15 protein-coding genes and 1 pseudogene are annotated in these 19,473 nt (G+C 65.8%); 5 read left to right on the top strand and 11 right to left on the bottom strand.

Features of this window, described 5'->3' with window-relative positions; genetic code table 11:
• The 6 genes from GGD67_RS22460 to GGD67_RS22435 all read right to left on the bottom strand — a co-directional run bounded on the left by GGD67_RS22460 (position 1) and on the right by GGD67_RS22435 (position 7,470).
• A complete protein-coding gene (locus GGD67_RS22460; RefSeq protein WP_179735898.1) occupies positions 1–2,211 on the bottom strand; it encodes an ABC transporter permease in 2,211 nt (736 codons plus the stop codon).
• Complete coding sequence (locus tag GGD67_RS22455) at positions 2,204–2,986, bottom strand: ABC transporter ATP-binding protein (protein WP_018318063.1); 783 nt, start codon at positions 2,984–2,986, stop codon at positions 2,204–2,206. Before GGD67_RS22455 ends, GGD67_RS22460 begins: the two co-directional genes overlap by 8 nt.
• Complete coding sequence (locus tag GGD67_RS22450; protein ID WP_179735896.1) at positions 2,979–4,061, bottom strand: branched-chain amino acid ABC transporter permease; 1,083 nt, start codon at positions 4,059–4,061, stop codon at positions 2,979–2,981. Before GGD67_RS22450 ends, GGD67_RS22455 begins: the two co-directional genes overlap by 8 nt.
• A 1-nt stretch (position 4,062) precedes the next feature.
• Positions 4,063–5,073, bottom strand: coding sequence for a branched-chain amino acid ABC transporter permease (locus tag GGD67_RS22445; RefSeq protein WP_092253950.1), 1,011 nt, complete (start codon positions 5,071–5,073; stop codon positions 4,063–4,065).
• Positions 5,074–5,266: 193 nt separating this feature from the next.
• A complete protein-coding gene (locus GGD67_RS22440) occupies positions 5,267–6,094 on the bottom strand; it encodes a helix-turn-helix transcriptional regulator (protein WP_028143759.1) in 828 nt (275 codons plus the stop codon).
• A 125-nt stretch (positions 6,095–6,219) separates the two neighbouring features.
• Entirely contained in the window at positions 6,220–7,470 is a 1,251-nt protein-coding gene (locus GGD67_RS22435) for an ABC transporter substrate-binding protein (RefSeq protein ID WP_018318059.1), read from the bottom strand.
• A 229-nt stretch (positions 7,471–7,699) separates the two neighbouring features.
• Here GGD67_RS22435 and GGD67_RS22430 point away from each other — a divergent pair, with 229 nt between their 5' ends.
• Positions 7,700–8,557: an SDR family oxidoreductase gene (locus tag GGD67_RS22430; RefSeq protein WP_179735894.1), complete on the top strand. Its 858-nt coding sequence runs from the start codon at positions 7,700–7,702 to the stop codon at positions 8,555–8,557.
• A gap of 96 nt (positions 8,558–8,653) precedes the next feature.
• Here the strand turns inward: GGD67_RS22430 and GGD67_RS22425 are convergent.
• A pseudogene (locus GGD67_RS22425) lies at positions 8,654–9,170 on the bottom strand (ferritin-like domain-containing protein).
• Positions 9,171–9,257: 87 nt separating this feature from the next.
• On the opposite strand from GGD67_RS22425, the gene GGD67_RS22420 reads away from it, so the two are divergent.
• The 3 genes from GGD67_RS22420 to GGD67_RS22410 all read left to right on the top strand — a co-directional run bounded on the left by GGD67_RS22420 (position 9,258) and on the right by GGD67_RS22410 (position 12,385).
• Positions 9,258–9,452: a hypothetical protein gene (locus tag GGD67_RS22420; RefSeq protein ID WP_018318056.1), complete on the top strand. Its 195-nt coding sequence runs from the start codon at positions 9,258–9,260 to the stop codon at positions 9,450–9,452.
• Positions 9,449–9,760: a hypothetical protein gene (locus GGD67_RS39095; protein WP_210286610.1), complete on the top strand. Its 312-nt coding sequence runs from the start codon at positions 9,449–9,451 to the stop codon at positions 9,758–9,760. The genes GGD67_RS22420 and GGD67_RS39095 overlap by 4 nt, the downstream gene beginning before the upstream one ends.
• A gap of 303 nt (positions 9,761–10,063) precedes the next feature.
• Positions 10,064–12,385 carry a molybdopterin guanine dinucleotide-containing S/N-oxide reductase gene (locus GGD67_RS22410; RefSeq protein ID WP_179735892.1) on the top strand — a complete coding sequence of 774 codons (2,322 nt, stop codon included), beginning with the start codon at positions 10,064–10,066 and terminating at the stop codon, positions 12,383–12,385.
• 124 nt (positions 12,386–12,509) lie between these two features.
• Here GGD67_RS22410 and GGD67_RS22405 read toward each other — a convergent pair whose 3' ends face one another.
• The gene (locus GGD67_RS22405) at positions 12,510–13,496 is read right to left on the bottom strand and encodes a helix-turn-helix domain-containing protein (RefSeq protein WP_179735890.1); all 987 of its coding nucleotides are present in this window, start codon (positions 13,494–13,496) and stop codon (positions 12,510–12,512) included.
• 331 nt (positions 13,497–13,827) lie between these two features.
• Here GGD67_RS22405 and GGD67_RS22400 point away from each other — a divergent pair, with 331 nt between their 5' ends.
• The gene (locus GGD67_RS22400; RefSeq protein ID WP_179735888.1) at positions 13,828–16,710 is read left to right on the top strand and encodes a winged helix-turn-helix domain-containing protein; all 2,883 of its coding nucleotides are present in this window, start codon (positions 13,828–13,830) and stop codon (positions 16,708–16,710) included.
• 51 nt (positions 16,711–16,761) lie between these two features.
• Here GGD67_RS22400 and GGD67_RS22395 read toward each other — a convergent pair whose 3' ends face one another.
• The 3 genes from GGD67_RS22395 to GGD67_RS22385 all read right to left on the bottom strand — a co-directional run bounded on the left by GGD67_RS22395 (position 16,762) and on the right by GGD67_RS22385 (position 19,406).
• The gene (locus GGD67_RS22395) at positions 16,762–17,718 is read right to left on the bottom strand and encodes an alpha/beta fold hydrolase (RefSeq protein ID WP_179735886.1); all 957 of its coding nucleotides are present in this window, start codon (positions 17,716–17,718) and stop codon (positions 16,762–16,764) included.
• A 102-nt stretch (positions 17,719–17,820) separates the two neighbouring features.
• On the bottom strand, positions 17,821–18,522 hold the full coding sequence (locus GGD67_RS22390) for a type 1 glutamine amidotransferase domain-containing protein (RefSeq protein ID WP_179735884.1): 702 nt from the start codon (positions 18,520–18,522) through the stop codon (positions 17,821–17,823).
• Between the two features lie 176 nt (positions 18,523–18,698).
• The gene (locus GGD67_RS22385) at positions 18,699–19,406 is read right to left on the bottom strand and encodes a hypothetical protein (RefSeq protein ID WP_179735882.1); all 708 of its coding nucleotides are present in this window, start codon (positions 19,404–19,406) and stop codon (positions 18,699–18,701) included.
• Positions 19,407–19,473 lie beyond the last annotated feature (67 nt).

Below are 19,473 nucleotides of genomic sequence, written 5' to 3'. Positions count from 1 at the left end.
TTACCTCGCTAGTCTCCGCCGCGCGCCGGCGCGGCCGAACAGGGTTCGGAACGCACCGACGATGGCGGCGGCGAAGTCGGGATCGTTGATGTTCTTGGGCGTGCGGATGAGCTGCCGATTGCCGGTCTGCCGCACGGTGCGCTCCAGCGTGCGGAACAGCGCGGCATCGGCGTCCGGATCCCAGAACGGCTGGCCCCGCGCATCGAGTGCGGAGACGCCGCCCTCGGGCAGGAAGAAGCGCACCGGGCCATCCATCTGGTTGAGGCGCTCGCCGATCCACCGGCCGATGCGCTCGTTCTCTTCCACGCTCGTCCGCATCAGCGTCACCTGCGGATTGTGGACGTGGAATTTGCGGCCGCGGTAGCGCTCGGGAATGGTGTCGGGCGCACCGAAATTGACCATGTCGAGTGCGCCGACCGAGCCGACATAGGGGACGCGCGTGCGGATGATCGCACCGAAGCGATCCTCGGTTGCGGGAAACACGCCGCCCATCAGGAGATCGCAGACTTCCGTCGTGGTGAGGTCGATGACGCCGGCGAGCTGGCCGGACTCGACGAGTTTCTCCATGGAACGGCCGCCGACGCCGGTGGCATGGAAGACCAGGCACTCGAAATCGTCGCGCAGCTCGGCAGCGATCTTCTGCACCGCCGGCGTCGTCACGCCGAACATGGTGATGCCGACCGCAGGCAGGCCGCCGGCCTCCCGCGCCGTCGCGGCCCGCACATCCAGCCGCGCCTTGACCATGCCGGCGAGCGCATTGGCACCGTTGGCGAGCACCGCGCGCGAGATCGAGTTCAGCCCCTGCACGTCGGTGACGGAGTACATCATCGCGATATCGGCGGGGCCGACATAGGGCCCGACATCGCCGGAGGCGACGGAGGAGATGATCAGCTTCGGCACGCCGACGGGAAGCGCGCGCATCCCCGGGGCAACCAGCGACGCCGCGCCCGAGCCGCCGGCCGAGATCACGCCGGCGACATTGCCCTGGCGCCGCAGCCAGCTGGCGAACGCGTCGGCCATCGCGGTCACGGCAGCGCCGCGGTCGGGGCCGAACACCGCGGCACCGCCGCGGCCGTGGTTGAGCGCGATCTCCTGCGCGGAGACATCGCAGCTGGAATGCTTGCCGCTGGTCGAGACGTCGACCAGCCGCGTGCGCAGGCCGGTTTCGGCGATGATGTCGCGGATGAAGCGCAGCTCGAGGCCCTTGGTGTCGAGCGTGCCGACGACCAGCACGACGGGCGGGCCGGCGGTCTGCGCCGCCAGCGGCTCGCGCTTGCGCCGCGCGGTCTCGTCGAGCCGCGCGACCTGGGTCGAGAGTGTGCGCGCCGCCGCCTCGATGCGGGCGATCGGCACCGGCTGCGACCATCGCGTCGGCAGCGTTGGGTTGGAGACGTAGATGCGGATCGGCCCGTCGCGGCGCGGCGCCGGCACCGGTTTTGTGTCCGGGCCGGACGCTGAGATCTCGAGATCCGGCTCGAGCTCGGCGTGGAGCCCGACGCCGAGCAGGCGTTGCTGGAGCTCGCGGTCGGCGGCGAGCCGCGCGGAGTCGATGATGCGATTGATGCGGCCATTGACCATGATCGCGACGTTGCGCGAGACAGCGGTGGCGACGCCGATGTTCTGCTCGATCACCAGCACGGACATGTCGCCGTCCTCACCGAGCCGCAGCAGCATCTCCTCGACCTGCGCCACGATGACGGGTGCGAGACCCTCGGTCGGCTCGTCCATGATCAGCAGATGCGGATTGGTGAGCAGCGCGCGCGAGATCGCCAGCATCTGCTGCTCGCCGCCCGAGAGCTGGCCACCGCCGTGATCTTTGCGCTCGGCGAGGCGCGGGAAGGTGTCGTAGATGCGCTCGACCGTCCATGCGCCGGGACGCATGCCGCCGGCCAGCCGCAAATGCTCGTCGACGCTGAGCGAGCGCCACAGGCGGCGTCCCTGCGGCACGTAGCCGACGCCGAGCCGGGCGATCTGGGCGGAGGGCCGCCGCGTGATGTCCTCGCCGCGGACACGGATCGACCCGCCGCTGACGCCGACCAGCCCCATGATCGCCTTGCACAGCGTGGTCTTGCCCATGCCGTTGCGGCCGACGACGGAGAACACGCCGCTCTCCAGCGTCAGGTCGACGCCCTGCAGGGCGTGCGAGTGACCGTAATAGACGTCGAGCCCGCGGACCTCGAGCGCGGCGGCGGAGCGGCGGGCCTCATTCATGGCCGCCTCCGAGATAAAGCTCCTGCACCTCGGGGTCGGACTGGATCTCTTCCGGCAGGCCCTCCTTGAAGATGCGGCCGTTGTGCATCATCGTGACGCTCTCGACGACGCGCAAGGCGACGTCCATGTCGTGCTCGATGATGATGTAGCCGATATGCGCCGGCAGCGAGGTCAGGATCTCGATCAGCTCGGCCCGCTCGGTCGGGGACAGGCCCGCGGCCGGCTCGTCGAACAGCACGAAGCGCGGGGCGCCGGCGAGCGCGAGCGCGATCTCGAGCTGGCGCTGCTGGCCGTGCGCGAGCTCGGCCACGCGCTGGTCCTTTACGGCGGCCAGATGCACGGCCTGGACGAGGTTGTCGGCCGCATGCATCAGGGCATCGTTCTGTCCCGGCCGCAGAAACGAGAACCGTCCGCGCGAGACGCCGCGGCAGGCGAGATAGACATTGTCCTGCACGGTGAGGCCGGGGAACAACGCTGAGATCTGGTAGGTCCGGCGCAGCCCGCGGCGGATGCGTTCATAGGGCGGGAAGTGGGTGACGTCCTCGCCGAAGAAGCGGATGGTGCCGGAGGAGGGCGCGAAGTCGCCGGTGATGCAGTTGAACAGCGTGGTCTTGCCTGCGCCGTTGGAGCCGAGCACGGCGCGGCGTTCGCCGGGCCGCACGGTGATGGTGACGTCGGTCAGCGCCGCGAGCGCGCCAAACAGCCTTGTCACGCCGCGCAGCTCCAGCGCGGCACCGGCGCCGACGGCCGAGAGGCGCTGCGCGACGCTATCCATGACCGCGTGCTCCGCTTTGGCGGTCGGTGCGGGAGCGTTGGCTCTGGCGCCAGCGCTGCCATAGGCCGATGACGCCGTCCGAGGACCAGAACACGATGGCGAGGAACCCGAGCCCGATCAGTAGCCGGAAGCGGTTGCCGTCGAGGCCGAGCCTGACCAGGAAGTCGAGCGCGAAGGTGCGCAGCAGCACGAAGATCAGCGCGCCGATGAAGGGGCCGATCGGACGCGTGATGCCGCCGACGACGGCGATGATCAGCACGTCGATGCAGGCCCCGACGCTGACCGAGCCCGGCGAGATCTGGCGGTAGTTCCAGACCTGGAGCACGCCGGCAAGTGCGGCCACGAAGGAGGCGAAGGCATAGGCGGCGACACGGTGCGCATTGACGTTGAAGCCGAGCGCCGCCATGCGGCGCGGATTGTCGCGTACGCCCTGCAGCGCAAGGCCGAAGGGGGCACGCGAGATATATTCGACCGCGAAATAGCAGAGCGCGGCAACCGCGAGCACGACGTAATAGAAGGGAATGTCGGCGCGCCAGTTCACGCCCCAGAAGTGCGGCGTGGCCACGGTGTTGATGCCGGTATGGCCGTTGAAGATCGCCCAGTTCTGGTTGGTGAAATAATAGAAGGCAGCTCCAATCGCGAGCGTGATCATGATGGTGTAGATGCCTTCGGTGCGCACCGCGAGCGCACCGCCGAGCGTGCCGAAGGCGGTCGCCAGCGCCAGCGCCATGGGCACCGCGAGCCACCACGGCCAGCCCAGGCTGATATTGGCGTTGCCGCTGACGCCGAACACGGCGACCATGTAGGCCGAGAAACCCGCGATCGTGAGCTGCATCAGGCTGACCATGCCGCCATAGCCGGCGAGGAACATCAGGCTGAGCGCCATGATGCCGAGGATCAGCGTGGTCGCGAAGATCTCGATCAGGAAGAAGCCGCTCGCGATCAGCGGCATGATCAGGAGAATGATCGCGACGATCCAGGCGGCGGGATTGTTGATCTCCGGCCATGTCCGCGCGGGGCGCTGCGCGACATCGGCGGGACGAACGGCAATGCGGGCATCGTGGGTGAGCGACATGTCAGCGCCTCGCCAACAGGCCTTGCGGCCGGATCGCCAGCACCAGCACCATGATCAGGAAGGTCACGACGATGGCATAGGTCGGGATGTAGACCGAGCCGAGCTGCTCGGCGAGGCCGATGATCAGCGCGCCCAGCGCCGCGCCGGGGATCGAGCCCATGCCGCCCACGATCACGACGACGAGGGAGGCGAGCAGGAAGCGGATGTCCTCGCCCGGGGATAATGACTGGAAGGTGCCGCCGACGACGCCGGCAATGCCCGCAAGTCCCGCACCGAACGCGAACACCGCGACGAAGACGAGCTGGATGCGCACTCCGGTCGCGGCGAGGATATCGCGGTCGTCGACGCCGGCGCGGATGATCATGCCGGCGCGGGTGCGATTGAGCGCGAGCCACATCGCCACGCCGATCACGACGGAGGCGGCGAAGATCACCAGCCGCACCAGGGGGTACCGGAGATAGACCGGCTCGCCCGATGATTTGATCGCCGTGACCAGCGGCAGCTCGATGGGGCCGATCAGCCAGTTCGGCGTCTGGATCTGGTAGAAGTCGCCGCCACAGGCCCACAGCATGAGATCGGCGAACACGATCGAGAGCCCGATCGTCACCATGGTCTGCCTGAGGTCCTGGCCTTCCATCCGGCGGAACACGATCAGCTGGAGCAGGACGCCGACCAGGGCGGTGAGGATGAAGGCGACGATGAAGCTGAGCAGCCAGGAGCCGGTCGCCGTGCTGATGGCGTAACCGACATAGCCGCCGAACAGATAGAGCGAGCCGTGCGCGAGGTTGACGTTGCGCATCAGGCCGAAGATCAGCGTGAATCCGCTGGCGACGAGAAAGTAGAGTCCGCCGAGCGTGATGCCGTTGAAGACCGCGTTGAGGAAGACGCGCTTGCGGCCGATGGCTTCTTCGAGGCCGGGCGGCCAGACCGCGAAGACCAGCCAGAGCGCGATGGCAATGGCAATGATCGAGATCAGCGCCCAGGCCGGATGGCGTTCGACAAAGCGGCTCATGTGCGCCACCCGCTTGGCCAGGGCGCATCCCGAAGGCCCACCAAATACAGGTCAGGCAGCCTTGCGCCGGCCGCTAGCCTCGCCATGAACGTGCGCTCCCGTCGGTCGCGACCCTCTTTCGGGATCGCGTTGCCCGCATCCTAGCGGGGCTGCGAGGGCGACGTTTGATTGTGAGTATCTTTTCGTGGCCCGCTCAGGCGCGCAAAATCTTGGCCGCGCGACGATAATCGGTCGGGGCCATTCCCACATTGGCGGCGAAGAAGCGGGTGAAGCCGCTCTGCGACGAGAAGCCGAGATCGAAGCCGATATCGGCGATTGGCGTCTCGCTGGCCACGAGCGCTTCGAGCGCATGTTCCATGATCAGCGTGTTGAGATAGAGGTTCGGCGTCACGCCGGTCTGGACGCGGAACAGCCGGTAGAAGTGCGGTCGCGACAGTCCTGATTCCCGCGCGATCGTATCGAGCTCGATCTCGGCGCCGGGGCTCTCCGACATCATCTTGATGCATTTGCGCACGCGGAAATCGGTGACGGAGCCGTTTGCGCGTGGATCGCGCGCGATCTCGGCCTGCTGCCAGCTTTCGTCGTAGCAGATGTCGATCAGCCGCCGCAGCTCGGAATCCAGGCTGGAGAGTGATGGTGCGCCGCACACGAGCGCGGCCGTCCGCCTGATGTGCTTGTCCAGCGCCGGCGTGCGCCGGAACTGGGTGCGGCCGAAACGCATCCGGTGGGTGCCGGAGGCATCGGGCGCAAACCATTCGGCGTTGACATAGAGCACGAAGAAGATCGCGCCGCCGTCGAGATCGGCGGGCAGGAAATTGTGCGGCTCCCAGGGATTGACCGCGACGACGGACGTCTCGTTGAGATCGTGGTGTCCCTCGGAGACGTCGATGCATGCGGGCATGCCGCCAACATGGAAGATCAGGTGACCTTCACGATGGGCGTGAATATTGAAAGGGCGGTTCAACTGATAAACCGTCGCCCGGCCGAACCGGCCGTGGAAGACGGCGAGCGCACGGCTCATGCCTTCCCCTCCCGAATGTTCTTGTCTTTTCGCTCAGCGTTCAACAACGCCGACGAGATTGCAAGAGCGGAGAGCGACCGCGTCAGCAAGTCGCTCCCCGGGATGCGCATCGCAGGGGTGATGCGTCAGTATTTCTTACATTCCGGCACGGTGCGGCTCGGCAGCCCGATCTTGGAGAATACGGCTGGGTCGTAGCCGAGGGTCTGGTTCACGTTCGGGATCACCTTCACGACCTTGCTGAACAGCGCGCCCTTGCCGTCGTCGACCACCTCGGTGACGAAGTTGGTGCCGATTGCCTGGCGGTTGGAGTCGAGCTTGATCTTGCCGTTCGGCGCGTCGATCTCGATCTTGGCGAGGGCTTCCTTGTACTTGGCTTGGTTGTTGGAGAGATCGCCATTGACCTGACGCAGCGCCAGGATCAGCGCCATCGTCGAGTCATAATAGTTGGTGGCGAGCAGCGACGGGCTCGGGAAGCGTTTGTTGGGCGGGAAAGCGTCCTGATAGGCCTTCACGAATTTCTGCCAGCCCGGATCCTCCCAGGTATCGGCCTGGCCGCTCGCCGCGATGGTGCCGACCAGGGCGTTCTTGGCGTTGCCCTTCGACGACAGGATGGTCTGGTCGATCATGATGGAACCGCCCATCAGATGCGCCTTGCCGCCGGCCTGCTGGTACTGGTTGAGGAAGTTGACGGCATCGGCGCCGCCAAGCCCGAGATAGATCGCGTCGACATCGTCGGGCAGTGCGGCGATCACCGAGGCGAAATCCTTGGTGCCGAGTGGCACCCATTGCCGGTTGGTGACCTGTCCACCGGCGCCGCAGAACTCGAGCACGAGGCCGAACACCTGCGTGTAGATGAACGAATAGTCCTCACCCACGGTCGCGATCTTGCGATACTTCTTTTCCTCATAGGCATATTTGCCGAGGCCGACCTGCCACTGCGCGCCGTCCATGTTGTAGCGGAAGAAGTTCGGGGCGGGATCGACATAGGTCGTCTCCTGCGCGCCGGAGGCCGCGTTAATGAAGGTCAGCTCGGGATGGGTTTTTGCGAAGTTCTTCACCGCGATGCCCTCGTCGCCGGAGAGCGGCGAGAGCAGGATCTGCACCTTGTCCTGCTCGATCAGCTTGCGCACGGCGCGTACCGCGCTGTCCGGCGTTGCGTCGGTCGAGGCGACGATGAATTCGAGTTCCTTGTCGCCGACCTTCTTGCCCAGGACGTTGAGGGCCGTCTGGTGGCCGCGCATGCCGTCCTCGCCGAGCACCGTGTACGTGCCTTCGAGGGTTGCGGTTACGCCCACCTTGATCTTTTCCTGGGCGATCGCTGCGCTTGAAAGAAACAAGCTGCTCAGCGCGAGCAGTCCCACACTGCATTTCGACATTGTGCTCCTCCCTGTGTGCCGTCTTTTGTCGCCGCGTGGCTCTCGGCCCGCGGCTTTGATGGGAAAGCTAACCGAAGTCGGATGCGGTGCATGCGTTGGCGCCCCCTTTGGTTTGACGGGCAGTCTCATTTTTGAATGGTGCGGCGCAAATGGTTTCGCGGTGCAACAGGCGGTCACAGGAACGCTTCCGGCGGGGCTCCGTTAGCGGAGCAAATTGCTGGAGTTGTCCATGATCGAATACCCCAAGCCGCCTTATCCTTCGCAACAGCAGCCGATGCCCGGTTCGACGCGTGCGATGAATCCGCGTCCCGATCATGGCGAGGAGAGTTACAAGGGCGCCGGACGCCTGGCCGGGAAAAAGGCGCTGATCACCGGAGGCGACAGCGGCATCGGCCGCGCGGTCGCGATCGCCTATGCCCGAGAGGGCGCCGACATCGTCATCTCCTATCTGAACGAGGACGAGGATGCAGCCGAGGTCAAGGCGCTGGTGGTGCAGGCGGGACGCAAGGTCGTCCTCATTCCCGGCGACATCAGCAATCCCGAGCACTGCCGCGGCATCGTGCGTCGCACCGTCGACGAGCTCGGCGGCATCGATATCCTCGTCAACAATGCGGCCCATCAGGCCACGTTCAAGGACATCGCCGACATCAGCGACGAGGAGTGGCAGCGTACGTTCGCGACCAACATCCACGCCATGTTCTATCTGACCAAGGCTGCGGTCCCTCATATGAAGCCGGGAGCTGCGATCATCAACACGGCGTCGGTGAACTCGGACATGCCCAACCCGACCTTGCTGGCCTATGCCACGACCAAGGGCGCCATTCAGAATTTCACGGGTGGGCTGGCCCAGATGCTCGCCGAGAAGGGCATTCGGGTCAACGCCGTCGCTCCAGGTCCGATCTGGACGCCGCTGATCCCGTCGACGATGTCGGAGGAAAGGGTCAAGAATTTCGGCAAGCAGGTCCCGATGCAGCGCGCCGGCCAGCCGGCCGAGCTCGCAACCGCCTACGTCATGCTGGCCGATCCGCTCTCGAGCTACACCTCGGGGGCCACGTTGGCCGTCACCGGCGGGAAGCCGTTCATCTGATTGGATGCGCCTCGTCAGCGTCTGCGACGTTGAGAGCAGCGCAAGAATCGTGGCGGCGCCGGAGGCCGGGCCGCCACGTCCTGGCCAGCAGATCGATCAGGCGGCGTTGGACGCCTTGGCGTTGACGCCCTTGCGGAGCGCCACCGTGTTCAGCTTGGTGTTGGCCGCCTTCTCTTCGTTCAAATTGGTCGTGAGGAAGCGCACGATGTCGTCGTGGCCGAGCTCTTCCGCCCAGGCGATCAACGTGCCGTAGCGGCAAATCTCGTAGTGCTCCACGGCCTGCGCGTTGGCCACGATCGCGGCATCGAGCACCGCCTTGTCCTCGATCTCGCCGGCGGTCGCGTCGGCTTCCTCGATCAGGCCGTCAATGGCCGGACATTGCGTGCCGCTGGGCTCCTTGCCGAGCTTGGCGAACACCTTGTCGAGCCGTTCGACCTGCTTGTTGGTCTCGTCCAGATGAGCCTTCAGGCCGGCGGCGAGATCCCTGTTGGTCGCCTTGTCGGATCATCTTCGGCAGCGCCTTCAGGATCTGCTGCTCCGCGTAATAGATGTCCTGCAGCCCGTGCAGCAGCAGGTCTTCCATCGATTTGATGTCCTTGGTGAAGAATCCCATAAAAGACGCCTCCTTTTCACAATGATGACACTGGAACGCTGCGCAGCCGCAGCTGTTCCATTCCCGTGTGCAGATCGGGAGAGCCGAATGAGCGATGGAATTGATCATCTTGCAGGCCTGCTCGGACGCGCGGCGATGGACGTGTGGGGCGACATGCCTCGCGACATCCAGGAAGCGCTGTTCGAGTCCGCCATGAAGGGACGCGAGAGCGAGCGCGAGGAGCTCGCACGGCTGCTGCACGAGCGCCATCCGCGCACGCTTCATCCGGCCCGGCCGGGATGATGCAGCGGGTGGAACGATCGTACGCGCCGCTGATTGGTAAACTGAGCGACGCGTCGCCGAATGGCTCGCATGGGGCCGCGGGAGGCGCATCGCTCGACCGTTGGAAAATTTGTGAGTCGATCGCCGTGACTGAGGTAAACATCGGAAAATGGTACGACCCGATCTCGGAACGGTGGATCGTGCCGCGTGAAGCGCGCGCCATCGCCGGCTATGGTCAGTCCGGCGCCGAGAAGGTGCCGGAGAGCCACGAGAGACGCGAGGCGCAGCGGATCTGGGAGCTGTTGGTGGATTGCTGCGCAGGGGAGTGATGCCGAGCCTCAGGCGGATTTGGGCCGAAGCCAAACTGTCGTGGTCCCCCCTTTTAAGCGCCCGTCAAATAGTTGTGGTCAGATAGATCCCGGGCGCTCCGCGGCACCTTTGAAACCGCTGAGCCTTTCGTTCCTCGCAGTGCGGCCGATAGCTCCGGGCTTGGGCGAACGCCTCCTGCAACGACCTCTGGCATCGCGGGGCAGCCCAGCGTTTCCGTCATCGCTGATCTCGACGACCTCACGATCGGATCGGTATATTACCACCCCGATTAGCAGGCCGGACGCCGGAACAAGGATCACGCGATGGACGATACGATTGGCTTTCCCGATCCCGGTCTCGACCTGTCGGATGGCTTCAAGCCGCACACCTCGCATTGGGGCGTGTTTTCCGCGCGTCAGGGCGCGGCCGGGCTGGAGGTCAGGGCCTATGCGGGCGACCCCGATCCGAACGGCATCATCGACAATTTCCCTGGTGCGCTCCGCCATCAGGCGCGCATATCCCAGCCGGCGATCCGCCGCGGCTGGCTCGAGCGCGGGCCGGGTCCCGACGATCGCCGCGGCCGCGACGAATTCGTCTCCGTGAGCTGGGAGAAGGCGCTTGACCTGCTCGGCGACGAGCTGTCGCGCATCCGCGACACGCGCGGGCCGGGCGCCGTGTTCGGCGGTTCCTATGGCTGGTCGAGCGCCGGCCGCTTTCATCACGCCCAGAGCCAGGTGCACCGCTTCCTCAACATCGCGATGGGCGGCTATGTGCGCTCGGTCAACACCTATTCCTCCGGCGCGTCCTCGGTGCTGCTGCCGCAGATTCTGGCGGGTTACGAAGACATCACCAAGCGCAATGTCACCTGGGAGCAGATCGCCGATTCCACCGACATTGTGCTGGCCTTCGGCGGCATGGCGCTGAAGAATTCCATGGTGGCCGGCGGCTCCATCAGCAAGCATGTCGAGCGTGGCGCCATGGCCGCGGCCCGCAAGCGCGGTTGCGAGTTCATCCTGGTCAGCCCACTGCGTGAAGACCTGCCCATCGAGGCCGGTGCGGAGTGGATGACCTGCGTGCCGAGCACCGACACCGCCTTGATGCTCGGCCTCGTCCACACGCTGGTCAGCGAAGGCCTGCACGACCAGGCCTTCCTCGATCGCTACACCGAGGGATGGCCGGTCTTCCTGCGCTATCTCACCGGCGAGAGCGACGGGCAGGCAAAGCATGCCGAATGGGCCGCCGCGATCTCAGGCGTCGAGGCGGAGACGATCCGCAAAGTCGCGCGCCGGCTCGCCGGAAAGCGCGCACTGATCACCGTCTCTCATTCGCTGCAGCGCGCCGAGCATGGCGAGCAGCCGGTATGGATGGGCATGGTGCTGGCGGCGGCGCTCGGCCAGATCGGCCTTCCCGGCGGCGGCTACGCCTATTCGCTCGGAGCGATCGGCTATTACGGCCGCCGCGTCAACGACGTGCCGGGGCCGACGCTGGGGCAGGGCCGCAACGGCGTCGCCGATTTCATTCCGGTGGCGCGCATCGCCGACATGCTGCTCAAGCCGGGCAGCACCTATCGCTACAATGGCGAGACGCGGACCTATCCGGACATCCGCATGGTCTACTGGGCTGGCGGCAATCCCTTCCATCATCACCAGGACATCAATCGCCTGCGCAAGGCGTTTGCGAAACTCGATACGTTCGTCGTGCATGAGCTTGCCTGGACCGCCACCGCCCGTCATGCCGACATCGTGCTGCCGTCGACGATGACGCTCGAGCGCGAGGACATCGGCTATTCCAGCAACGACCCCCTCATGGTGGCCATGCACCGGATCGCCGAGCCGTTCGGTCTTTCGCGCGACGATTACGACATCTTTGCCGATCTCGCCGATCGTTTGGGGGCCCGCGAACCCTTCACCGAGGGACGCACGTCGCGGCAATGGCTCGAGCATCTCTACGAGCCGACCCGCGCCTCGCTCGCCAAGCGTGGCCTGGAAGCCCCTCACTTCGACGAGTTCTGGGCGCGCGGCAGCCTCGTCGTTCCGCAGCAGCCCGATGACGGCGGACGGCTGCGCCGCTTCCGTGAAGATCCGGTCAATCACGCGCTGCCGACGCCGAGCGGGCGCATCGAGATTTTCTCGCAGAAGATCGCCGGCCATGGTGATGCGGATTGTCCGGGGCATCCGGTCTGGCTCGACAAGACCGACATGCCCAGGCCGGGGGCGCCGTGCTTCCTCGTCGCCAACCAGCCGGTGACGCGGCTGCACAGCCAGCTCGATTTCGGCGGGCATTCGCTTGGCTCGAAACATCGCGGCCGCGAGGTCGCGCGGATGAACCCGCGCGATGCGGACGCGCGCGGCATCAAGGACGGCGACATCATCCGCCTGTTCAACGATCGCGGTGCGTGCCTTGCCGCGGTCCACGTCACCGACGGCATCGCGCCCGGCGTGGTGCAGCTTCCGACCGGCGCCTGGTACGATCCGATGGATCCGGAAGACGAGGCGCCGCTCTGCGTTCACGGCAATCCGAACGTGCTCACCCGCGACATCGGGACCTCGTCGTTCGCGCAAGGCTGCACCGGGCAGCTGACGGTGGTCGAGGTGGAGAAGTTCACCGGTAATCTGCCGCCGATCCGCGCGTTCGATCCGGTGTAGGGTGTCGTAGCCCGGATGGAGCGCAGCGTTGCGCCAAGAAAATGGGGCCGTCCTGTGTGGGAGCAGGGACGGCCCCGAGAGGCTCGCCGGCCCCGGGAGGAGGAGGGCGCGAGCCGCCGGATGCCTAGGCCGCGGCGCTGGCGGTCCAACCAATCTGCGGGGAAGGACGACGCCGCGGCGGCGCTTCGACCTCGAGCCGCTCACTCCTGCTGGCGAGGCGCCAGCGCGCCGGTGATTGACCGCTGATGCGTTTGAACACGGTCGAGAAATGCGCCTGCGTGCTGAAGCCCACGGCAAGCGCGATCTCCGCCAATGGCCGCTCGGTGCTTGCAAGCAGCGTCTTCGCCTGCTCGGTGCGGTGATTGAGCAGATATTCGCGGGGACGGTAACCGGTCGCGGCGCGGAATTGTGCCGCAAAGTGCATCCGGGACAGGCCGGCGACATTGGCAAGCTCGGACAGGCTGATGCCGCGGTGGAAATGATCGGCGATATATTGCTCGACACGCCGCAGCCGCCATTTCGGCAAGGCATTGACCCTGGCGCGCGGCAACTCGATCCGGGTGAGATGCATCGCCAGGGTCTGGCCGATGCACTGCGTGAAATGCCGGTCTGCGGCATCACTTTGCTCGATCAGCGCCTTGGCAAGCTCGGCGGCGAGCGGATCGCGCAGCAGCACGAGGTCATTGAGCCCGTCGGCCGCAACGACATGGGCCGGAAGATGATCCGTGGAGATGTGGACGTGCAGGAAGGCGCATGGCGACTGGAATTGCACGCCGAGAGATTTCGAGGGAGCGGTGACATAGAGCGTCCCCGCAGGCATGGTGCCGTCGAAAATGATCTGGCGGTCCCGTGTCAGCTTCGCGCGCGTGGTCTTCAGGGCGATGCCGATGAAATAGCGATCGTCCGGCGTCGTCGTTTCGTGCGACGAGCTGCTCCGCGAGTCCTCCCATCGCGAGATCGTGATGTCCTGGATCGCGCCGTCCACAGTGCGATCGATCTGACGCCATTGGCTCTCCCGGGCGATCACCTGCGTCGGGCGAAGAACCTCGTGATCCCGCGAGCCGGCCGGAAAATCGATCCAGGCATGGGCCGCGTGCAAATTGTTCGACATCGCTCGTCCTCTCCTGGCTCTGCCGCGGTTTGCAACGACCGGCAAACGCGCAAAGCCAATGCTGTCCATGCTCGGAGGATAGGCGTGAGCTGGCCAGGACGCCCGTTAGTGGTGATTAGGATCTGTTAGATTTTGTGCGCGTGCACCAGGTGCGACAGCCCGCCGCAGACGTTTGATTAAGTCCAATTTGTCAGAGATTTGCCCGGCTGCCCCTGTTTGAGGGGACCTCAACGAGCATCGCGTGGCGCGCAGGCCCTTCGCTGGACCTCGCATCGGTGCCGGGTATAGTCCCTGCGCGTTTCGAGGAAGCAGTCGTCAAGATGAGCAAGATGTGACCGACCTCTCGGCAGGACATGGCTCCCGCAGCGGCGGCGCCGGAACGATCCTTGATCTCGATGCCGTCTCGTTCGGGCCGTTTTCGCTGCGCTCGCGGCTGCTGGAGAAGGACGGCGTGCCAGTCAAGCTCGGCAGCCGTGCGATGGATATTTTGCGCCTGCTCGTCAGCCGTGCCGGCGAGGTGGTGCCAAAGAACGAGATTCTCAGCTACGCGTGGTCCGGCCTCTCCGTCGAGGAGATCAGCTTGCGGGTTCATGTCGCGGAGCTGCGCAAGGTGCTCGGCGACGGCAAGGACGGCGTCCGCTACATCACCAACATTCCGAGCCGGGGTTATTGCTTCGTCGCGCCGGTGCAGCGTGGTCCACGCGCGGAGCCGCTCGCACTCACGTCGCGGCCGGCCGAAAAGGCGACGTCGTCACCGTCGCTGCCGCATCGTCTGGACCGGATGGTCGGGCGGGACGAAATCGTGGCCGAGCTGGCGCCGCGCTTGCTCCGCGATCGTTTCGTTACGCTGCGAGGGCCTGGCGGCATCGGCAAGACCACCATTGCGGTCGCGCTCGCGCATGACCTGTGCGACAGGTTCGAGGGCAACGTCCATTTCCTCGAATTCGGACCGCTCAAGGACGCCGCGCTGGTGGCGAGCACGGTTGCCGCCGCGCTGGGTCTCGTCGTGCATCACAATGATCCGAGTGGCAGCATCGTCAGTTTCCTGCGCGGGCGGCGGCTGCTCCTCGTTCTCGATAGCTGTGAGCACGTCATCGACACGGTCGCGCGTCTCGCGGAAGACATCTATCGCGAGGCGCCCGGCGTTGCCATCCTCGCCACCAGCCGCGAGTCGCTGCTGGTGGCCGGCGAGCAGATTTTCGAGCTTGCTCCGCTGCCCGGCCCGCCGCAAGGCACGCGCCTCAGCGCCGGCGAGGTGCTGAATTATCCGGCGGCGCGCCTGTTCGTCGACCGCGCCAGTGCGGCGGGGCACCGCGACGATCTCACCGACGAGGATGCGGAAGTCCTGGTGCAGATCTGCGGCAAGCTCGACGGCATCGCGCTCGCGATCGAACTTGCCGCCGCGCGCGTCGGGCTCTACGGGCTGCGCGAGATGGCGGCGCTGCTCGACAGCCGCCTGCAGCTCGAATGGCGCGGGCGGCGAACGGCGCCGCCGCGGCAGCAGACGCTCGGTGCCACGCTCGACTGGAGTTTCGGCTTGATCGGCGAGAACGAGCGCAACGTGTTCCAGCGGCTCGCGGTCTTCGCAAGTCACTTCACCCTGAAAGGCGCAATAGCGGTGGCGGCCGAGGAGGAAACGCCGGAGGAACGCGTCATCGACGCGCTGGAGCAGCTCGTGGCCAAGTCGCTGGTGTCCTCGCAGCCGGACGGCGCATCGCGGCACTATCGCCTGCTGGACGCAACGCGTGCCTATGCCATGCAGAAGCTGGCGGATGGCGGCGAGGCAAGCGTCATCGCGCGCCGTCACGCTTGTTATGTTCAACGCACGCTCGAAGCCGGGCTGACGGCGCAGGGTGGCAGCGGCCAGCCGTCCCGCTCGCAGGAGCGCGCGGGCCTGCTCGCCGATGCCCGCGCGGCGCTAGCCTGGAGCTACGCCAATGATGACGGCGCCGACTTGCGCGTGCCGCTTGCCGGCAGTTGCACGGGCCTGTTCGTCGAGCTGAATTTGCTGAACGAGGCGCGCATCTGGTCCGATCGCGCACTCGCGATGCTCGGCGCCGCCGATCGTGGCGGCCGTTGGGAGCTCGAGCTTCAATCGACGCTCGGTCACGCCTTCATGTTCACCGAGCGCAACAGCGATCAGGCGGAAGCGGCGCTCAGGCGCGGGCTGGAGATCGCGCAGGCGATCGGCGACCACGCCAACACATTCAGGCTGCTGTCGCGATTGAACATGTACTACCGCCGGACCGGCGGCTACCGGCATCTCGTGCCGACTGCGCGTCACGCCGAGCGGATTGCGCGCCTGATCGGCGATACCGCGGGCATTGCCGGCAGCAAGGCGCTTCTCGGCGTGTCATATCACCTCGCCGGCGACCAGGCCGAGGCGCAAGCTCATCTCGACGAGGGCATGCGCGACGACGCCGCGCTGCGGGGCACGCAACCCGGACATTTCGCCTATTCGCGTACGCCGCAAATTCCGCTCGCGCGCGTGTTATGGCTGCGCGGCTATCCCGATCGCGCGCTCGAATGCGTCCTCCCGCTCGTCGGAGCGTCAGCGCCGCGCGACGTGGTCATGCATTGTATCGCGCTGTGCTGGTCCGCCTCGGTGTTCGGTTGGGTCGGCGACTGGTCCGCCGTCGAGACCATGAGCACTCGCCTGGCGACGCATGCGAGGATGCACGGGCTCGTCCCCTATGAGGCCGTTGCGACCGGGTTTCGGGCGCAGACCATGATCGCCCACGGCGAGGTGACCGGCGGTATCGACCTGTTGCGGAGCGCGCTTCCACGTCTGCACGCGGATCGCTACGAGCTCTATATGTCGGCGTTCGCCGCGGATCTGTCTTCCGGGCTGGTCTCGTTGGGGCGCTTGGCGGAAGGCGCTCAGGTCTTGCACGAAACCATCGACCGCGTCGAGCAGGAAGGCGGCGCCTTCGACATGCCGGAACTGCTGCGTCTGCGCGGAGAGCTCGAGGCGCAGAGTGGAAACCTCGACGCGGCCGAGGCAAGCCTTGTCGCATCGGCGGAGCTCGCCGAGCAACAGGGCGCGCTGTCCTGGCGGCTGCGAACCGAGATGTCGCTGGCGCGGCTGCGCGAGCGGCAGGGTGTACGAGATCCGCGCCAACAGCTCGCCAAGACCTATGCGCGGTTCACCGAGGGGTTCGACACCGCCGATCTCAGGGCCGCACGGCTCATGCTGAATCCGCCTTCCGCCTGATCAAGCCGAACAGCGGCGGCGCCTCCGCAGCGATCCGCCACCCGGTTGCTGTCAGCCCTTGTGTCCGTACAGTCGCGCAAGGAAGCCGCGAACGAGCGCAGCGATTTCGTCGGTGGCTTCATCCAGCGCGAAGTGCCCCGCTTCCAGGATGTGAACCTCCGCATCCGGAACGTCGTCGCGATAGGCCGAAGCGCCGGCGACCGCGAACGACGGATCGTATTTGCCCCAGACCACCAGCGTCGGCGGCCGGGTCTTGCGCAACCATTCCTGCCATTTCGGATAGGAGGCGACGTTGGTCCGGTAGTCCAGGAATAGCGTGGTCTGGATCTCGGCCTGTCCCGGACGCGTCAGGAAGGCGTATTCGTCGGTCCAGGTATCGGGGTCGTAACGTTCGGGGTGCGGGCTGGAGCCGAGATGCCGCTGGCGCGTCGCAGCCAGCGAGGTGAAATTGGCCTTGAGCGCCTCGAGCTCGTGGGCCGGATCGGCCCAATATCTGCGACGCGCCTCCCAGAGCGAGCTCAAGCCCTGCTCGTGCGACACGGCATTCTGGATGATGATCCCGCGGACACGTTCAGGATGCGCCAGCGCCATGCGGAAGCCGACCGGGCCGCCATAGTCCTGCATGAACAGGACGTAGTTGCTGAGACCGAGCTTCACCGTAAGCTCGCCGATCACGCCAACGATGTTGTCGAACGTATAGTTGAAATCGGACGGCGGCGGCGCGCTGCTGTTGCCGAAGCCGGGATAGTCCGGCGCGATCACGTGATATTTGTCGGCGAGCAGCGGCAGCAAGGGCTCCCACATCCGCGACGAGGCCGGAAAGCCGTGCAGCAGCAGCACGGTCGGGGCGTCGGCGGAGCCGGCCTCGCGATAGAAGGTCTTGAGACCGCCGATATCGATGGTGTGATAGCTGATCGAGCGCCGGCTCGATCGCAATTCCTGTGCCGATGCCTGTACGACGGCGCAGGCCATTGCGGCGGAGAGGGCGAGTGCGGCTGGAATGCTCATATCGTTGCTCTTGCATGTAGCGTGAGGATTTGTAGGAAGTGCTGCCGCGGCGTCGGGAGCCGCCAACTCAGGCATCTCCCGAGACATGGCCGCAGCCAGGATTTACGAAGCCTTCGCCATCGGCTTGCCCGCGAGAGCAGCCAGCAGGGCCTGCGCGGCCGGACCCGACGAGTGCGGGTTCTGGCCCGTGATCAGCAGGCCGTCGCTGACGACATGAGGCGCCCAATTGGCCTTCTTCGAGAAGGTGGCGCCGAGGCGGAGCATCTCGTCCTCGACCAGGAACGGCACCACCTTGGTGAGGCCGACTGCTTCCTCCTCACCATTGGTGAAGCCGGTCACCTCCTTGCCCTGCACCAGCGGCTTGCCGTCCGGCGTCTTGACGTGGCGCAGCGCGGCGGGGGAATGACAGACGATCCCAACATGCTTGCCGGCGGCAAAGAAGGACTCGATGAGCTTGATGGAGTTCGGGTCTTCGGCGAGATCCCACATCGGGCCGTGGCCCCCGGGATAGAACAGCGTGTCGAAGTCCTGCTGCCTGACGCTGTCGAGGCGAAGGGTCCTGTCGAGCTGCGCCTCCGCGGCAGCGTCCTGCTCGAAACGCACCGTCAGGTCGGTGCGGAATTCGGGCTCGTTGCTCTTGGGATCGAGCGGCGGGCGGCGGCCCTTGGGCGAGACCAGCGTGACCTCCGCACCGGAATCCCTGAAGATGTAGTAGGGGGCTGCAAGCTCTTCGAGCCAGAAGCCCGTCTTGCGTCCGGTGTTGCCGAGCTGATCGTGGGACGTGAGAACCATCAGTACCTTCATGACTGTCTCCCTGAGGGCGTTCGTATGTTGACGCATTCCACGCGCGTGGTTGCGTCGCCTGGGTTTCGTTCGAGCACGTCATTCGTTGCTCGCAAACCCAATCTGCGCTCAAGGCGGGCTGTTGGCTCGTTATGTATTGTTGGGCGTTGAGAGCGGCCATGTCAGGCGTACCGCCGCTATTCGAAGACGGCGTCGAAGATCTCGACGTCCATCAGCACCGGCTTGGCAATCACGGTCCCATCGGGCCGCAATGTCTGCGCGCGCCGAAGGGTCGGCACCACGATGCCGCCGAAGCTGTCATGTGCCCAGGAGGAGTGTGCGACCTTCATCCCGAAGAGATCGTGATCTGTCCGCCGCTGCAGGGCGCTCTCGTCGAAATAGAAGATCTGCTCGGGCGCGAGCGTCATCAGGTGAGCCGGGAAGCGTGCCCGCAGCCGTCGCCAGGTTTCGGCATTCTCCTGCCAGGGCGACAGCTCCTCGATCACGACATCGGGGTGGGCAAGCAGGAATGGAATCGTCAGATAACTCCAGATCGCGACGCCGCAGAAGAAGACGAGATGCAGTTCATCGGCCAGCGCGGGTGGATCGACCTCGGAAAATGCAAGGCCGGGATTAGCCCAGGACCGCAGGACCTCACCATCCAGGCTCTCGATCGTGATTGCATCCGGTTGAAAGGAGCCGGAGTGTTCACCCCCGGTGATGCCGGTGAAGCGCACTGATTGCGTCCGGGTCGAGCCTTCCGCGGTCACATCCTTGAATTCCCGGGCGTGGCCGGCACTGGAGAACAGCGTCCCGCCAACGGAAAGGTGGAGCGTGAACCGGTTCAAGCTGTTCCAGCGGGCCATTCCGCCGCTGGCATCGATTACATCGTCAAGAAGCGCCATGTCCCGCCACATCCACCGTGCAGTGTCTCCACCATGGCGGGGCGCATGCGGCTTGGCGTGTTAGAAG

Origin of the sequence: Bradyrhizobium sp. IAR9 (assembly GCF_013408065.1) — a bacterium.
Taxonomy (GTDB): domain Bacteria; phylum Pseudomonadota; class Alphaproteobacteria; order Rhizobiales; family Xanthobacteraceae; genus Bradyrhizobium.
The sequence above is the reverse complement of the archived record's forward strand: the minus strand, read 5'-3'. Positions and strand labels throughout refer to the sequence as shown.

Bases quoted from the DNA above. Each gene is read 5' to 3' on its own strand.
- GGD67_RS22460 (WP_179735898.1), bottom strand. From the start codon at position 2,211: ATGAATGAGGCCCGCCGCTCCGCCGCCGCGCTCGAGGTCCGCGGGCTC.
- GGD67_RS22455 (WP_018318063.1), bottom strand. From the start codon at position 2,986: ATGGATAGCGTCGCGCAGCGCCTCTCGGCCGTCGGCGCCGGTGCCGCG.
- GGD67_RS22450 (WP_179735896.1), bottom strand. From the start codon at position 4,061: ATGTCGCTCACCCACGATGCCCGCATTGCCGTTCGTCCCGCCGATGTC.
- GGD67_RS22445 (WP_092253950.1), bottom strand. From the start codon at position 5,073: ATGAGCCGCTTTGTCGAACGCCATCCGGCCTGGGCGCTGATCTCGATC.
- GGD67_RS22440 (WP_028143759.1), bottom strand. From the start codon at position 6,094: ATGAGCCGTGCGCTCGCCGTCTTCCACGGCCGGTTCGGCCGGGCGACG.
- GGD67_RS22435 (WP_018318059.1), bottom strand. From the start codon at position 7,470: ATGTCGAAATGCAGTGTGGGACTGCTCGCGCTGAGCAGCTTGTTTCTT.
- GGD67_RS22430 (WP_179735894.1), top strand. From the start codon at position 7,700: ATGATCGAATACCCCAAGCCGCCTTATCCTTCGCAACAGCAGCCGATG.
- GGD67_RS22420 (WP_018318056.1), top strand. From the start codon at position 9,258: ATGAGCGATGGAATTGATCATCTTGCAGGCCTGCTCGGACGCGCGGCG.
- GGD67_RS39095 (WP_210286610.1), top strand. From the start codon at position 9,449: ATGATGCAGCGGGTGGAACGATCGTACGCGCCGCTGATTGGTAAACTG.
- GGD67_RS22410 (WP_179735892.1), top strand. From the start codon at position 10,064: ATGGACGATACGATTGGCTTTCCCGATCCCGGTCTCGACCTGTCGGAT.
- GGD67_RS22405 (WP_179735890.1), bottom strand. From the start codon at position 13,496: ATGTCGAACAATTTGCACGCGGCCCATGCCTGGATCGATTTTCCGGCC.
- GGD67_RS22395 (WP_179735886.1), bottom strand. From the start codon at position 17,718: ATGAGCATTCCAGCCGCACTCGCCCTCTCCGCCGCAATGGCCTGCGCC.
- GGD67_RS22390 (WP_179735884.1), bottom strand. From the start codon at position 18,522: ATGAAGGTACTGATGGTTCTCACGTCCCACGATCAGCTCGGCAACACC.
- GGD67_RS22385 (WP_179735882.1), bottom strand. From the start codon at position 19,406: ATGGCGCTTCTTGACGATGTAATCGATGCCAGCGGCGGAATGGCCCGC.